This is a genomic window from Fusibacter sp. A1, assembly GCF_004125825.1.
Taxonomy (GTDB): domain Bacteria; phylum Bacillota; class Clostridia; order Peptostreptococcales; family Acidaminobacteraceae; genus QQWI01.
This window is the reverse complement of record NZ_QQWI01000006.1, coordinates 138231-154336: the sequence shown is the minus strand read 5'-3', so window position 1 is coordinate 154336 and position 16106 is coordinate 138231. Positions and strand designations below refer to the sequence as shown.

Annotated in this window: 14 protein-coding genes; 7 read left to right on the top strand and 7 right to left on the bottom strand. The window is 44.5% G+C overall.

Annotation, left to right across the window (positions count from 1 at the left end; all coding sequences use genetic code 11):
* The first annotated feature begins 5 nt into the window (after window positions 1-5).
* The 5 genes from DWB64_RS10075 to DWB64_RS10055 all read left to right on the top strand — a co-directional run bounded on the left by DWB64_RS10075 (window position 6) and on the right by DWB64_RS10055 (window position 8576).
* Complete coding sequence (locus DWB64_RS10075; RefSeq protein WP_129488106.1) at window positions 6-1829, top strand: FAD-dependent oxidoreductase; 1824 nt, start codon at window positions 6-8, stop codon at window positions 1827-1829.
* 15 nt (window positions 1830-1844) lie between these two features.
* A complete protein-coding gene (locus DWB64_RS10070) occupies window positions 1845-3617 on the top strand; it encodes an FAD-dependent oxidoreductase (RefSeq protein WP_129488105.1) in 1773 nt (590 codons plus the stop codon).
* On the top strand, window positions 3614-4471 hold the full coding sequence (locus tag DWB64_RS10065) for a hypothetical protein (RefSeq protein WP_129488104.1): 858 nt from the start codon (window positions 3614-3616) through the stop codon (window positions 4469-4471). The genes DWB64_RS10070 and DWB64_RS10065 overlap by 4 nt, the downstream gene beginning before the upstream one ends.
* Window positions 4472-4644: 173 nt before the next feature.
* Complete coding sequence (locus DWB64_RS10060; protein ID WP_129488103.1) at window positions 4645-7536, top strand: N-acetylmuramoyl-L-alanine amidase; 2892 nt, start codon at window positions 4645-4647, stop codon at window positions 7534-7536.
* A gap of 2 nt (window positions 7537-7538) precedes the next feature.
* Window positions 7539-8576, top strand: coding sequence for a redoxin family protein (locus DWB64_RS10055; RefSeq protein ID WP_129488102.1), 1038 nt, complete (start codon window positions 7539-7541; stop codon window positions 8574-8576).
* A gap of 21 nt (window positions 8577-8597) precedes the next feature.
* Here the strand turns inward: DWB64_RS10055 and DWB64_RS10050 are convergent, their stop codons facing one another.
* Both DWB64_RS10050 and DWB64_RS10045 read right to left on the bottom strand, forming a co-directional pair.
* Window positions 8598-8936, bottom strand: a complete 339-nt coding sequence (locus DWB64_RS10050; protein ID WP_129488101.1) for an arsenate reductase family protein — start codon at window positions 8934-8936, stop codon at window positions 8598-8600.
* Window positions 8937-9051: 115 nt separating this feature from the next.
* Entirely contained in the window at window positions 9052-9348 is a 297-nt protein-coding gene (locus DWB64_RS10045) for a hypothetical protein (protein ID WP_129488100.1), read from the bottom strand.
* A 106-nt stretch (window positions 9349-9454) separates the two neighbouring features.
* Here DWB64_RS10045 and DWB64_RS10040 point away from each other — a divergent pair, with 106 nt between their 5' ends.
* The gene (locus DWB64_RS10040; protein WP_129488099.1) at window positions 9455-9988 is read left to right on the top strand and encodes a GNAT family N-acetyltransferase; all 534 of its coding nucleotides are present in this window, start codon (window positions 9455-9457) and stop codon (window positions 9986-9988) included.
* Window positions 9989-10020: 32 nt separating this feature from the next.
* On the opposite strand, the gene DWB64_RS10035 is transcribed toward DWB64_RS10040, so the two are convergent.
* The gene (locus DWB64_RS10035) at window positions 10021-10290 is read right to left on the bottom strand and encodes a hypothetical protein (RefSeq protein WP_129488098.1); all 270 of its coding nucleotides are present in this window, start codon (window positions 10288-10290) and stop codon (window positions 10021-10023) included.
* A 161-nt stretch (window positions 10291-10451) separates the two neighbouring features.
* On the opposite strand from DWB64_RS10035, the gene DWB64_RS10030 reads away from it, so the two are divergent.
* On the top strand, window positions 10452-11603 hold the full coding sequence (locus DWB64_RS10030) for a GGDEF domain-containing protein (protein WP_129488097.1): 1152 nt from the start codon (window positions 10452-10454) through the stop codon (window positions 11601-11603).
* A 20-nt stretch (window positions 11604-11623) separates the two neighbouring features.
* Here DWB64_RS10030 and DWB64_RS10025 read toward each other — a convergent pair whose 3' ends face one another.
* The 4 genes from DWB64_RS10025 to DWB64_RS19525 form a co-directional block, all read right to left on the bottom strand.
* Window positions 11624-12820, bottom strand: a complete 1197-nt coding sequence (locus DWB64_RS10025) for a DEAD/DEAH box helicase (protein ID WP_129488096.1) — start codon at window positions 12818-12820, stop codon at window positions 11624-11626.
* A 113-nt stretch (window positions 12821-12933) separates the two neighbouring features.
* Entirely contained in the window at window positions 12934-14853 is a 1920-nt protein-coding gene (locus DWB64_RS10020) for a sensor histidine kinase (RefSeq protein WP_129488095.1), read from the bottom strand.
* Window positions 14854-14871: 18 nt separating this feature from the next.
* On the bottom strand, window positions 14872-15636 hold the full coding sequence (locus DWB64_RS10015; RefSeq protein ID WP_164980349.1) for an ABC transporter substrate-binding protein: 765 nt from the start codon (window positions 15634-15636) through the stop codon (window positions 14872-14874).
* The gene (locus DWB64_RS19525; RefSeq protein WP_129488093.1) at window positions 15633-15995 is read right to left on the bottom strand and encodes an ABC transporter substrate-binding protein; all 363 of its coding nucleotides are present in this window, start codon (window positions 15993-15995) and stop codon (window positions 15633-15635) included. Before DWB64_RS19525 ends, DWB64_RS10015 begins: the two co-directional genes overlap by 4 nt.
* Between the last annotated feature and the right edge of the window lie 111 nt (window positions 15996-16106).

Here is a 16106-nt window from a genome sequence, read left to right as displayed (position 1 = left end):
GCCTAATGGATAATAAGATAAAAAGTATGTTTTCACCGATAAGGGCGTGGAAGTATCTGATGCGCACTCCGGTGACTATCGCAAAAAAAGATATATTTGTAAACCCAAGAGAAGCATCAGAGCGGTACCGCGGATTTCATCAAAACGATATGACCAAGTGTATCGGTTGCGGTACTTGCTCAGAGATCTGTCCGACTGCGGCAATCAATTTGGTACCTGTTGAAGGAATTGTTCACGAAGACGGAAAACTCGATGAACGTCCTGCGTTCGATTACGGAAGATGTTCCTTCTGTGGACTTTGCGTAGACATCTGTACATCGGATTCACTGAACATGTCAAAAGAATACCTTCACCTTTCAATCGATGCGGATAGCTTCTACTTCATGCCTGACAGTTCGGGTATCCATAAGACAAGCGCCAAGGTCGGATACACGAGAGACGAGATCTCAGAACTACTCGATCTTGTGCGTCAAGAAATGCAGCATGAGGATGAATCGAGAAGGTCTTCCTTTATCGAGATCGTCAAGGGTTATGCGGCGCTGGATGCCAAGAACGAGGCGGCAAGATGTGTAGCGTGCGGTATCTGCACAAACACATGCCCTGCGAACATGCATATCCCGGAATACATCAGGGCGGTATTCGATGAGGACTTAAAAGAGGGTATCCGTCAGATCTATAAGACCAACCCGCTTGCCAATGTCTGCGGTAGGATCTGTACCCATAAGTGCGAGACGGTCTGCGCGATAGGTCACCGAGGTGAGCCTGTTGCGATCAGATGGCTAAAGCGATATATTGTCGACAATGCGGATGCTACGGACTACAATGATGCGGCACAAGAATCAGTGACGGCTCCTGTAAACGGTAAAGTCGCCGTTGTCGGATCTGGTCCTGCGGGATTGTCCTGTGCCTATTATCTGAGAACGCTTGGCTATGAAGTGGTCGTATTCGAATCACAGGCGCTGCCTGGTGGCGTAATCCGTTATGGTGGTCCTCAGTACAGACTACCTGAGGAAAGTGTCTTAAAGGATATCGGTGTGATAGAAAACGCAGGTGTTACCTTTAAATGCAGCACCAAAGTCGGTGTGGATATTACACTTGATGAGCTTAGGGATTCGTTTGACGCTGTGTTCCTCGGCACCGGATTCTCACTTTCAAGACCGCTTAAGATACCGGGGTATGATCATGAGGATGTGCAGTATGCCATTCCGTTTTTAGCCCAGACAAGGGACTATATCAGAGAAATCGGTCCTATGCCTGATGTCGCTGAAAAAGTGACCGTGATCGGTGGGGGTAATGTTGCATTCGATGTCGCAAGAACCCTGATCAGACTTCAGGAAATCAAATACGGAAAGTCCTTTGTACAGATGGCCTCACTTGAAGACAGCGAACACTTGCCAGCGGATCTTGAAGAGCTTGAAGAGGGTCTTGAAGAAGGCCTTCACGGTTACTTCGCATATGGTCCCATGGCTGTCAAGGTCGAGGACGGCAAGATCAAAGGATTGGAAGTCAAAAAGGTGCTTAGCATTTTCGACGAGGAAGGTCGATTTAATCCTTCTTATGATGAGCATGATGTGAAACTTCTTGAATCGAGTCAGGTGTATATGGCGATCGGACAGATGCCTGAGTATGCCTACTTCAACGACGAGATGCGAGACGAACTGCTGACAAAACGAGGTCAGATCGCTGTGACAGACGGTGGACAGGTGGAATCCTATCCATGGCTCTTTGCCGGCGGCGACATCGTACGTGGTCCTGACATCATCAATGGTGTGGCTACAGGGCACGACAGCGCTAAAGCGATAGACAACTATCTTCAAAGTAAAAAGTAGGATCAAGGAGGCACTATGAATGCTGTTAAGAGTATCTTTTCACCACTTAGAGCTTGGAAGTATCTAGTGAAACCTCCTGTGACACTCCCGAAGCGCTTCATTTTTGAAGCGCCGAGGGAGGCGTCAGATTCTTACAGGGGATTTCATCAAAACGATCTGGACGCCTGTATCGGTTGCGGTACCTGTTCAGAAATTTGCCCTACTGCTGCGATCACTCTGGTTGAAGTGGAGGGGATTGAAGCAACTGAAGGAAAAACAAACACAAGACCCGCATTTGATTATGGAAGATGTTCCTTTTGCGGTTTGTGTGTAGATATTTGCGCAAGTGATTCACTGAATATGTCAAAAAACTATGTCTATATTTCCAAAGAGGCGGACAACTTTTATTTCTTACCTCAGATAGCAGGCATTCACGGAAGAGTCGATCCCCTTGGCTACCATAGGGATGAGGTTTCTGAACTGCTTGACCTTGGTAGAAGGAAGATGAATCTGATGGATATCAGCAGAAAATCCTCTTTTCTTGAAATTGTAGAAGGATTTTCAAAGGAAATGGCTTTTGAAGAGGCTTCAAGGTGTGTGTCTTGTGGCATCTGCACAAGCGCCTGCCCTGCGGCGATGCATATTCCTGAATACATTACATCGGTATGGAAAGACGATTTGGAAGGCGGCCTGAGGGACGTCTACAAAACGAATCCACTAGGGAATGTATGCGGTAGAATTTGTACACATAAATGCGAGGAAGTATGCGCCTTAGGTCACAGGGGCGATCCGATTGCGATCAGATGGCTTAAAAGATACATTGTCGATCACGTCGAGGAAAACGTTTACACAAAGGTCGCCACAGAGTCCGTCCTGGCACCCACCATGGGTAAGATCGCGGTAATCGGTTCGGGTCCTTCTGGACTATCCTGTGCCTATTATCTACGAACGCTAGGATACGATGTGGTGGTTTACGAAAAGCAGGCGCTTCCGGGAGGCGTGATCAGGTACGGGGGTCCAGCCTATAGGCTACCCGAGGAAAGCGTTATAAGGGATATAAGCATGATCGAGGCGTCGGGTGTTGAGTTCAAGTGCTCGGTGGACATCGGAACCGACATCACCTTGGAACAGCTTAAGAACAAGTATGATGCGGTCTTCTTAGGTATAGGCATGTCTGAATCGCAAACCCTTGAACTGCCGGGGTGCAACCATGAAGCAGTCTATTACGGCATACCGTTTTTAGCTGAGGCGCGTGACTATACGAGAGGACTTAGGGAAATGCCCGAAATCCACGAGAGCGCTGTGGTCGTGGGTACGGGTAATGTGGCGTTTGACGTTGCAAGAACACTGGTGCGCATGCAGGAAATCAAGTACGGAAAAAGCGACGTGCACATGACAACTCGAAGAAAATTCGGTACACTGAGTGCGGATGTGGAAGAAGTTGAGGAAGGAACCGAAGAAGGGATTCACATTCACTATGAGGTCCATCCCCGTTATATCTCTTCTGAGAACAATCGCCTGGAGGGGCTTGTCGTAGAGTCGAAACCCGGATACGAAGAGACGATTTCTGTTAAGTCGATCTATATCGCCGCGGGTCAAGTGGCGGATTACAAGCTTCTACCTCAAACGATCAAAAATGAAATCACTCCAAAAGGAAAGCTGATCGTAAACGGTAGAGGACAAGTGGAAAGTCACCCTTGGCTGTTTGCTGGAGGGGATATCACCAAAGGTCCAGATATTATAAACGGAGTGCACACGGGACATGTCGCAGCACTTGGAATCGATGAATGGCTAAGAGGAAATAAATGAAGGTAATGGGCGAGTATTATAAAGAACTTAATAGAAGCTACGACGCTATGAAGACGCATAAGGCATGGACAGGGTACCGAAGCGGTATCGATACTTGGCGAGGACCGTCAACAGGCGGTCGCGTCGCGATTGTCGGAGCCGGCAACCTCAACGATCTAAACCTGAAGAGCTGGTTGGATGAAAATGTCGATCTGCATCTTTTTGATGCGGACCAGCAGGCGATGAAAAACGGTGTCGACAGGCAGGCATGGACCGGAAAGGTCGCTTACCATCAAGTCGAGTTCACAGGACTTGATGATAAGAACTTTTTTGAAGAGCTTTCCGTGCTGATGGCCCATCAAGACATCACTGGCATTGAACGATTTTTAGAAAACACGAAGGTGGAGCCTGATTGGACGAAGGAATCTGACTTTGACTCGATCATCATCACGCCGATCTACACCCAGCTTGTGCTGGGGCAAGTGATGACGATGATCGAACATTACCGTCTGGAGCCTCATCAAAAGAGACTGGTTCCTGCGGTACTGAAGTTCATGGCTCAACTGATCGACCAGGTGAACAGCTCACTGCTTAAGCTACTTAAAGGCGGTGGTCAGTGCTATGCATGGTCGGATATACTCGAGTACCACTCAAGCCATGTGGACTTTGAGCGTATCGCTTGTATGGATCAGAAACAGTTGAAGCAGCTGGTGCACGATTATGAAAAATCATATGGGCAGGGAATCGGCAATTATGGAATCGCGAATCTTTGTAGCCATCTAGCACATGAAAAGGACAGCCATTATCTCACTTGGCCTTTTGATGACAAGCGCTTGATGGTTGTCGAGCTGATCCGTGGAGTAGTAACAGCATAGCTGAAAGCATTAATCAAACCATTAAAAAGTGCGGCACATGCCGCGCCTTTTTTTTGCGCCGATGACTACCGTTACATTTTGATTACATCAGCTTTAAATAATCTGTAAAAGCCACTTTTGTTCATATTTCTAGTATAGAATGGCATCACGAGGATAAACTACAGGAGGATTCTATGCATAAAAAAATTGTCAGTTCACTTTTGGTCTTTACTCTGGTCTTGGCTTCGCTGGTGCTACCTGCCAGTGCGGATAAAGGACTTAACAAGGTTGATGACCTTAGGGGCGTATGGGTAGCTTCAGTGGTCAACATCGACTATCCCAAAGTCAGAGCAACAGATCCCGTGAGCCTTAAGGCTGAGGCGGATGCGATCTTAAACCGCGCCGAGTCCATGGGACTGAATGCGGTGTTTTTACAAGTGAGACCTACAGGTGATGCGCTGTATAAGTCCGCTATTTTCCCATGGTCCAAATATTTGACCGGTGAGCAGGGGCTTGCCCCTGATGATGAGTTCGATCCATTAAGCTACTGGATCAGTGAAGCCCATAAGAAGGGCATCGCCGTACACGCGTGGATCAATCCCTATAGGATTACAAAAAAAAGTGCGAACGAGCCTGTGCAGACTGTCGACATGCTTGACAGTGGTAATCCTGCGCGAAAAAATCCGACTTATGTGATTGCGCACACAGACGGAAATCTCTACTACAACCCGGGAATGCCTGAAGTTAGAAAACTGATTGTCGATGGCGTGACAGAAATCATCAGCAATTACGATATTGACGGGATCCACTTTGACGATTATTTCTATCCCGGAACCGAGTTTTCAGACAGCACAACCTTTGTACAATATGGCAACGGACTGAGCTTAGCCGATTGGCGCAGAGAAAATGTGAATCAACTGATGCGTGATGTGGATTCTGCTGTTAAGAAGCTGGACCCCACAGTCCTATTCGGCATAAGTCCTTTTGGCATATGGGCGAACAAGTCGAGCATCGCAAGCGGTAGTGATACAAGAGGGCTTGAGTCTTTTTCCGCTCACTACGCGGACAGCGTGCAGTGGATCAAAGAGGGCAGTATCGATTACATCATGCCCCAGATCTACTGGAATATCGGTTTTGACATCGCAAATTATGAAGTGCTGCTTAACTGGTGGCTGAACATTACAAAAGAGACCGATGTAAAGCTATATATCGGTCATGCCGCCTACCGTGCGGGCAACACCGATTCAAAAAGCGCATGGTACGGTGATGGAGAACTTATCAAGCAACTGGTGATGAATCAATCGAAACAAGGTGTGTCTGGCAGTGTCTTTTTCAGTCATAGATCCTTTGCCAACAGACCCTCGCTTGAGGCTGTAGTAAAGTCCTATTATGAGTTTAAAGACGGCGCTGAAGTAAATACGAGTTTATCAGTCAATAACCCGTCAAGCAACATCCGCACAGGTTACGACAATTACTATATCTCCGGAGAGTCAAATCCGTTACTTCCACTTTATGTGAATGGGACCGAAGTGATCAACCGTTCGTCAAAAGGTTATTTCGGTGTTTACATGCCGCTGCAACCAGGAGCCAATACCTTTACCTTCATTCAAGGGGATCAGGTCAAGTCGATTGTCATCACAAAAGGGTGGTCGACAGGAAGCAGCAACACAATGGATGAGGCTTATATCTCAAAGTCATCGACGTTTCCTCAACAGCAAGAGATGTGGCTGCCAGGCGAGACAATCACGCTTTCATGTATAGCGCCAATCGGTTCGGCTGTCACCGCCTCTATCGGGGGTCAGGTGATAACGCTTAAGCCTAATTCTACCTATAGGACAGATGGTAAGCTTGTACCGACAACATTTAAGGGTTCCTTTACCATGCCGGAGGTCCGTGAAGGGTCCCATACCATGGTACTGGGCGCACCCGTATATGTCATGAACTACAACGGCGTGACCCATACTCAGAAGGCTCCAGCGACAATTGGAGTGGTGTCAGACAAGTCACCTTATTTCGCACAAGTCACAGGGCAGGATGTGGATACCTATTTTAGTTCGGATTCTTCAAAAGGATCGGCATATTTGATTTCTCGAGGAATGAGGGATACCATCACAGCGATGACGGGTGATTATGTCAGGCTCGGTTCAGGAAAATGGATGAAAAAATCACAAGTCGCCATCTTCTTTGATTTTAGAGAACCACAAAATAGAATCAGTAGCGCAACACTTGAAACCAGTGAACTCTACGATATTCTTGCGCTAGATATGATTGAACCGGCGGCGGTTTCCGCGGAGCTTAAAAACGGTATGTTGATCGTTGATTTTTCGAATACGACTGCACTTCCAGCGCTTAAAATACCATCAGCGTCCATCATATCCTCAGTCGATACAGTCACTGAGGAGGATCGTAGTCAGTATGTTATCACCTTTGACAGTGAATCCTCATTAAACGGGTATCATATTGAAAAGTCTGAATCAGGAGTCAATGTGTTTCTGAAGAGACCGGTGTATGCAACATCGGGCGATCTTCCACTAAAGGGAATAAAGATCTTAGTGGATCCAGGGCATGGTGGCTCTGATCCTGGAGCGATAGGTATACTAGGTACAAGCTATTCAGAAAAACATATCAATCTGGATACGAGCCTTAAGTTAAAGGAAGCACTGACCGATTTAGGTGCGACTGTCTATATGACGAGGTCGACAGATGTTTATGTTTCACTTTTCGACCGACTGAGACTATCCTATCAGCTGAAACCGGATCTCTTCATCTCAATGCATGCGAATAGCATCGGTCCGGATGTGAACATCAATAATGTTAGCGGATTTTCCGTTCACTATAAGCAAGAACTCGCAAAATCGGCTTCGAAATCGGTTCTTGACAGTGTCATCACCGATTTATCGAGAAAAAGTAGAGGTCTGAATATAAACAACTTTTATGTAGTCAGAGGAACCTGGGCCCCATCCATTTTGCTTGAAACAGGATTTGTGCCAAATCCACTTGAGTTCGAGTGGTTATCTGATGCGAGTCAGCAGGAACAACTTGCCAGAGAAGTTGCAAGTGGCATACTCGATTACTTTAGGAGGTAGCTATGAAACGTCTACTTGGTCTTACCATCATCTTGATATTAATCATACAGATGCCATTCGCCTCAACCGATAGTCCTTCGACATGGGCTAAGGACGCGATTGATGAAGTATTTGACAAACAGTTGCTGGACACGCGCCTTCAGGGGAATTATCAGGGTGAAATCACCAGAAAGGATTTTGCCTATATCGGTGTCCAGATCTATGAAATCCTCACCGGTGAAAAAACTTCAGTCGGAAACGGTACCTTTACCGATACGACAGACACCTATGTGCTTAGAGCAAAAAATAGCGGCATTGTAAACGGCTACCCAGATGGAAGTTATAAACCGGACGCTGCTATTAAGCGTGATGAACTAGCCGTACTGTTTGTCAACGCACTTAACGCAGCAGGAATCGATGTCGCTGTGAACGACACTACAAAGTTTAGTGATGACAGCGAAATTGAAACATGGGCGAGTGCTTCCGTTTATATCGCAAGGACATATGGAATCGTGAACGGCGTGGGAGAGAACAGGTTCAATCCTGACGGCACGGCTACGATAGAACAGGCGATCTTGATGTTCAAGCGTGTAAACGACACATTCAAGAAAGTTGACGCAGGAAATGAAGGACAGGGCGGGGTCGTTTCTGACGAGTATGCACCCGATTTCACTTTGCAGACCTTATCGGGTGAAACCGTGACCTTATCCTCTTTAAGAGGAAAACCGGTGGTACTCAATTTTTTCACAAGCTGGTGTCCGCCATGTCTTGATGAGATGCCGGATATTGAAAAGCTGCATCAAGAAAACAACGGCAATATTCAATTTATCGGTGTCAACTTGACAAATCAGGACAACTTAAGTGATGTTAGGGATATGATCGACACGCTCTCGATAACCTTTACGGTGGTAAAAGACGAGCAGGGGAAAGTAGCGAATGATTATGGCATAAGGGCGATTCCGACCTCAGTCTTCATCGGTTCAGATGGGATGGTGATCCATACCCAGATAGGTGCGATCAGCTACGAGACGCTCAAGGGGTATGTGGATGAGATGAAATAGTGGAATAGCATAAGAACTATGCTATTCCCATGCTTTCCATATGTCAGGCTGATAGCCCACCGTAGCCTTTTTTCCATTTCGGACAATCGGCGTTTTCAGCACTTCGGTATAGTCAAGAAGAATAGCGAACATTGTTTCAGGATCTCTCGTATGTCCGATGTCGCTTTCTTCATAAAAAGGCGAGTCCTTATCGATCAGGTTTTCAATTCCTACGCTCTGTATGATCGATTTGAGCTCCCCGGGACTGATGCCTTTTTGGATGAGGTCTATCATTTGAAATTTGATGCGTCGTTCCTTAAAGTATCGCTCTGCTTTTTTTGTTTCAAAACATTTCTTTTTACCGAATATCTGTATGTTCATAATGGCTCCTTTCGTTTATTCTTATCCAGTATACTATTAAGAATCCATTATGCGCTAGGCAAAAGCACAAAAAAAAACCTCTCATTGATGATGAGAGGAGTCTGATTAAAGAAGATCACATCGTCAGATTGACGCCTTCTACGTTACAAAAGTTGATACCCATGAGTTTGTCATGTGTAAATTCAATGGTATCGTTTGTTGGAGTGACATGTTTGTCGACAAAAACTTTGAATTCATCCACATCGTACTCATCAAAATCATCCATATCGGCAGGTTCATGATAATTGATGCTTGGCCTGTATTCATGGATATTAGAGCCGTTATAGTCGCTATGGATCAATCGTAATGAGATGATATTGTGATTATGCTCATGCATATAGGACTTTAGCTCATCTTGTATTAGAACTTTCATAAGATCACATCCTTTTGTCTAAAACAAGTACATATTTGATTTACGTTATATATATACCCACATTAACTGAATTCACTTATTATTATCCATAGATTAAGGAGTTGACATGTCAAAAATAATCTTAAGGAGACCTCTTTTAGCAGACCGTCAGAAACTGGAGACATTCTTCAAATTGATGGTCGAAAGCACCTTCATAATGGAGGGCATCGGTCACCTGACTGAGATGATTGTCGAGGAAACGGAAGATAAGATAAAGAGGTTTCTCCAGGACCTTGAGACAGATGGTGAGTCGTCGTATTTCATCATCGCCGAGTGGAACGATGAGATTGTTGGAACGATAGCGATCAGTGAATGCAATGAACTGATCATCGAAGGAAGTCTTGGAGAGCTAGAGGGTACTGTGGAAGTCAATACCGTGTTTGTACGCCCCGATAAGCAGAATCATGGAATCGGAAAGATGCTGATGAAGGCGATGACAAACCACTTAAGGAAGAGGAATGTCAGTAGTTTTTGCATGGATAGCGGATACAAGAGAGCGCAATCCATTTGGACGCACCTTTACGGTCTTCCGGATTACGTCATGTTCGATTACTGGGAAGAGGAAAGTCATCATATGATTTGGAGAGTCCCTATCACTTAAAAAAACTTCACATAGGTGAAGTTTTTTTGCGTCTATAGGCTGGCCATCAATGATTCTATGGTCTGTAATTTAGTGTAGATATCATTGGAAGTAGATCTTGAATCCCCACCAGCGAGCCATTTGTCTACGCTTTCTATTTCAGATTTTATGTAAGCGGCACTCCCAAGATCGATATTCTTTTCTAGAATTTCAATCGCAGTTTTCAGCCAAACCCTGCACATGGTGACCTGGCTTGCAGCGTTCATGTTGTTCTTTGAAAACTCTATGCAAAATGCCAGTGTGTCTTTTGATGTTTGATCCATGATTACCTCCAATATGTTGTTCACCTTTTGAGTATAACCTTTTATTGACCGTTTAACCAATTAAGTTTCTATTAATTAACTGACAAACTAGCGTGCTTGACATAATCGCAACGGGGTAGATAATAGATAGGTGGCACTTTACGGTATGTGGAGGTAAACAGATGTTAGATATCAGAACAATATCCGTACTGACCATAGTTTACAATCTGATCCTCGGAATAATTATGCTCATATACAGCTTCAAAAAAGAGGGGTCTAAAGGAATCAAGAATGTAGGATTAGGGCTTATCTTTGCTGGAACGGGATTTTTATTTATCGCATATCGGGATTTTATTTCAGAGTTTTTCACGGTGATCGTGAGCAACACACTTATCATTATGGGTGTGATGAGCATATTTCACGGTTTGAGCTATTTTATCACTCATAAAAAGAGAAATAAAGCGTTTGAATGGGTGGCTCTCCTACTTATGATCGCACTATTTATACAGTTCACCTATTTTCAACCCAACATCAACATGAGGGTTGTCATCATCTCAATCTATCAGATTGTTTATTTTTATCGTATTGCCCATCTATTGATTTTCAAAGTCCCAAAGCTGCTTGAACGTATCGGTCTAGTACTTAGCCTCGTATTTCTTCTTGCCATTTTGGTGAGCATGGTCAGGATCTATAGCACACTAATCGAGCAACCGATTGATAATCTTATGTCGGCAGGTTCAATCCATGCACTTGCTATCATACTCTATCAACTGTTGCCATTCAACTTGAGTCTAGGTATGTTCTGGATTTCCATTACTGTGTATGAAGAAAAATTGGAAGTACAAGCAATGACCGATTATTTGACGACACTATACAATCGAGCTGCGATACTCAAATTAGGAGAAGCTGAACTTAAAAGAGCGAGAAGACATGCGTACCCGGTTGGAGTGGTCATGTGCGATATAGATCATTTTAAGAGAATAAACGACACCTATGGACATGATGCCGGTGATGTCACACTTAAGACAGTTTCGGATATCATCCGTAGTAATATAAGGCTGAGCGATATGGTTGGACGCTTTGGTGGTGAGGAGTTTCTGCTGATCATTCCAGATATCACGCAACTCAATCTGTTGCAGCTGGTAAATAAGATAAGGCTGCTGATTGAGGAGCATACTATACAATACGACAAGCATGAGATCAAAGTCACTTTGAGTTTTGGAGTTGATTTGATCGGTCCTGACAGTTATCACCTGACAGATGCCATCAAATCGGCCGACGAGGCCTTATATATGGCCAAGGCAAATGGTCGCAACAGAGTGGAGTTCAACTAGAAAAGAGTACCTGATCATATCTAGGTACTCTTTTTATGATGGTGAAACTTTCTTTTTGATGGATGAGGATTTCTGTGGTGGTGAACCTTAGGAGCAACGGGGGGCTGATCCTGTGCGAATGAGATTCTCTTAATTTTCATTCCGATGAACTCTTCTACTGCTGTGAGCCTCTTTTCATCCTTGAGCGTCATGATGATATAGGACACTCCATCTTTTCCGGCTCGTCCCGTTCTTCCGATCCGATGAACATAGTTCTCTATGTCATCAGGAAGATTATAGTTGTATACATGGGTGACCCCTGTGACATCGAGCCCTCTGGCAGCGACATCGGTGGCGACCAAGTAGGTGATCCGATTGTCCTTGAAAGCCTGCATGACGTATTCTCGTTTGGCTTGTGTCAGCCCGCTGTGCAAGGTTTCTACGTTGAAGGTCTTTTCTAGCAGTTCCTCATAAAGGGTTTGTGTGCCAATTTTGGACCTGCAAAATATGATCGCCTTCTCAGGAGGATCTTTATCGAGCAACATCAGAAAATGCTCGAATTTTTTTCTGTTGGATGTCTCAAGTACGCACTGAGAGATGGAATCAAGCGTCATATGCTCCTTGGGTGCTGTAACTTTTACAGCATCTGTAAGATATCGGCTTGAAAAGCTATCGACACGGTGGCTGAGTGTTGCTGAAAAACAGAGGGTCTGTCTGTTTTGAGGCAAATATTTGATGATATCTTTTACTTCAGTCTTGAAACCGATATGAAACATTTGGTCAGCTTCGTCGACGACAAATGTTTCTACAGAGGTAAGATCGATGGATTTACGTCGTAGATGATCGAGAATTCGTCCAGGAGTACCGATGACCAGCTGGACATTGCCGCGTAGCTTATGAAGCTGTGCGTTCACATCCTGGCCCCCATAGGCAGCTAGAATATTCACTGGCTTTAGCAGTGTCAGTTTTTCACAGACCTCTGTTATCTGAAGTGCCAGCTCGCGGGTCGGTGTAATGACAAGACACTGTACACAGGGGTTGTGCACATCTATTTTTTGAAAAACAGGTAGCAGGAAGGCCAAGGTTTTTCCTGTTCCGGTCTGTGCTTCCGCAATGAGGTCGCGTCCCATTAAGATGGTTGGAATACTCAGTTTCTGAATAGGTGTCGGTGTGCTGATATGCATGCTTTCGAGGGCGTGCACCATCTCGTAGGTAAGCCCGAGTTTGTAAAATGACATGGTATTCTCCTTTGATTAAGTCATACTTACTATAGTTCAAAAGTAGGACCAATGCAACTTGTAAATGAAAACCCCCTTAAGGGATCGTTGGTCCGCTGTTAAGGAGGCTATTCTTAAAGACCGAAAGTGATGGTGTAGGAAGTCCCTTTATCAAGCTTGCTGTCGCATGTGATCGTACCGCCTAAGAGCGTGGTCACCAGATTTTCGATGATGCTCATTCCCAATCCGCTACCGCCCTGATCACGGGCTGTGGTGAAGAAGGGTTCAAATAGCCGTTTACGAACCTCGGGGGTCATTCCGATTCCGTCATCATAGATGACAAGTGTCACTGTACTTCCCTCAAGGGAGGTCGTGATAGTGACCTTGCCTGTAGCTCTATCGATAAAGGCATGTTTGATCGCGTTGTTCATAAGGTTGAGAAGGATTTGAGTGATGGCCCCGGGGTAACTGAGGATAGGTTTATCGACTTGACAATGATGGTCGACGGATACATTGGAATTTTTAAGTGTGACTTTCATGCTTCGTATCACATCTTCTACAGTGGAGCAGATTTCGAATTCACGCTTTTCCATCGACACCTGATCGACGGATGTTTTCTTTAGACTCGATACGAACTCCTTTGTTCTTTGCGCGCTATTGGTGATCAGCAGTAATGATTCCATCTGATCCTTGAAAAAAAGCTCGAGCTCAGACTTTGAAAGATGCTGGTTTGTGAAGTCGGCTTCAATCTGTTCAAGCTCCTTGACCATATAGGAGCAAAGCGTTACTATGCTTCCGATCGGAGTCATCATTTCGTGGGTCACACCTGCGACCAATTGACCAAGAGAAGCCATTTTCTCGGATTGGATCAGTATGTTTTGAGTGTGCTTTAGGTCGATGATTGTCTGGGCTAGCTCCATATTCGACTTTTCGAGCTCCAGCGTGCGTTCATAAACCAAATTCTCCAGCCGCTGATTCATCCGCTGCATTTCTTCTTTGTTGTCCTTGATCTGAGCTTCGCGATTTTGAATTTCTGCAGACATGGTTTTAAAGTTTCGACTTAGTTCATTGAGTTCAACGTACTTGGATTCTTCTAGGGTATAGTCGTACACGCCTTGTGATATGATCTGAGTTCCCTTGGCAAGCTCCAACAATCTTTTGGCGATCAGGGTGACCTTATGATGAGTGAAATAGAGAGAGAGGGCTAGAGCGACCAAGGCGATTACAAGAATTACTGCGATGTTATATGCAATTTGCCTCTTTATGGAGTCTGTGGACTGGAAAATGAGCACCGACCACCCAGCATCTTCAAAGTAAGTCGCACTAAGAAACATCGTTCTTTCGCTGACGCGGACTTTCTTTACAGAAAAGTCCCCAGAGGCGATCATCTGAGTGATGTATGGATCCTTTTCCCTAAGATCGACAAAGCTTTGGTCGGTATGGGCGAAGTAGGTTCCTGTAGAGTCGGTGATGGCGATCATATTGTCGACATCCACATTGATGCTGTCGACTAACTTTGAAAAGTTCTCAAGGCATAACACACCGACTAAAACAACCGAATCGGATTTCAAGCTGACAGTCGCAAGTGGATTTTTTGTGTAATGCTCATAAAAAATATTGGACCAGATGATGTGATCAGGTTTTGATTTTGCGGTTTTGAAATAATCGAAGTTCGAGTAATCGAGACCTATGTGTTGCATGTTTTGGGGATAAGTCTTCATTACTTTTCCGTCCAGATCCAGCAAATAGACTTCTGAGAAGTTTTGATTCACCTCAAGAAATTCAACCATGTATTCGTCTTTGTTGGAATCCTGAATCATCTCATAGGTAAAAAGGACATCTTGTAAGCCTTTCAACGCGTTTTCGATATCGGTAAAATAACTTTCTATTTGAAGATTCACCGCATTCGATAAGGCATCGTTTTTAAACTGCTGTTCTCTTTTTATATAGGTGCTGAGGAGTACTGAAATAAATAAGATAATGATTATGGTAGTGAAGAGGGTGCTTACAATCAGGTTGGAAAGGAGGTCGAATTTTAGCGTTCTGTTTTTCATGATCTAACCTCCATGATTCTAGTCTAATTCTTCAACGAGTATGAATTTTCCATCTTCTACCCGAAGAAGCATGTTGGAACGAGTAGCATCTCCGTATTCATTAAGTGAAAAATCGGTCTGCAAGCCATTGAAATCACCAATATAAAGCAAGGCTTTCTTTACATCATCGATCGCAAGGGACTCGCTTTGCCTCATCGCTTGTGAAAGTGCCATCACCGCATCATAGGTGGTATGGGCTGAGAAGAATGGGACTTCACAGAACCTTTCTTCATACTCCTTGGCAAATTCACGATAGTCCGTTCCATCGTAGTCGGTGATATACGCTGCGATGCCATAGATTTGCTCGCTGGCTTTGCCGCTTCGTTCAATCAGGTCATAGTTCACCGACCAACCGCTGTTGCTGATAATCAAATCCTTGTCTTTCCTTGCTACTTGCTGAATGATATTTGACGAATCGACCGTATTTGCAATCAAGACCACACCTTGTGCTCCGGAACGGTAAATTTCTACTGCGATTTTTTCATAATCTATGGACTCTGAATTCAAGGTATTCGTGTAGACAACGCTAGCACCCTTTTCTTCATAAAGGGTTTTGAATCGTTCGTAGATGGGTTCGGAATACTGTGGATTCGACATATCATAGACGACAGCGGCTTTGATGGTATCGTGATATTCTGTCAACACTTTGACATGCGCATCACCTTCGTATTTACTGGCTGAGATAACCCGAACAAAATTATCGTCAAGATCGCTCAACAGGTTCGTACTGATGGAGGGGCTCACAAAAAAAGTTGCTCGTTTGACAAAGGTTCCTGGATGACCGGAGCCATATTGCTTGTTAAAAAACCGATGACGAATGTTACGTCTTCCTCAATAAATTCCTGAGCCACAACATATGCGGTTTCTACTGTACTTTCATCATCTTTTATGACAGGAATTAGTTTTGCTCCGTTAATGCCACCCTGAGTGTTGATATGTTCTACTGCCAGTATGAAACCATTCTTAGCCGGTATGCCCAATTCGTAGGATTTTCCGGTCAAACTTCCTGCAAATCCGATTTTGATATTCCTCGAGGGAAAGCATCCGATAAGGATCAGAGCGATACAGAGTATGAAAATCATATAGTTCAAAATCGATTTCATCAGTGTCCTCCCACAAGCCCACAGGAAATAATGTCATTTTTTGATTATTACCCTAGAATTAAGTATTGAAAAACTTTTTATCAAATCAAGTCCATTATTGATGAAAAAAGC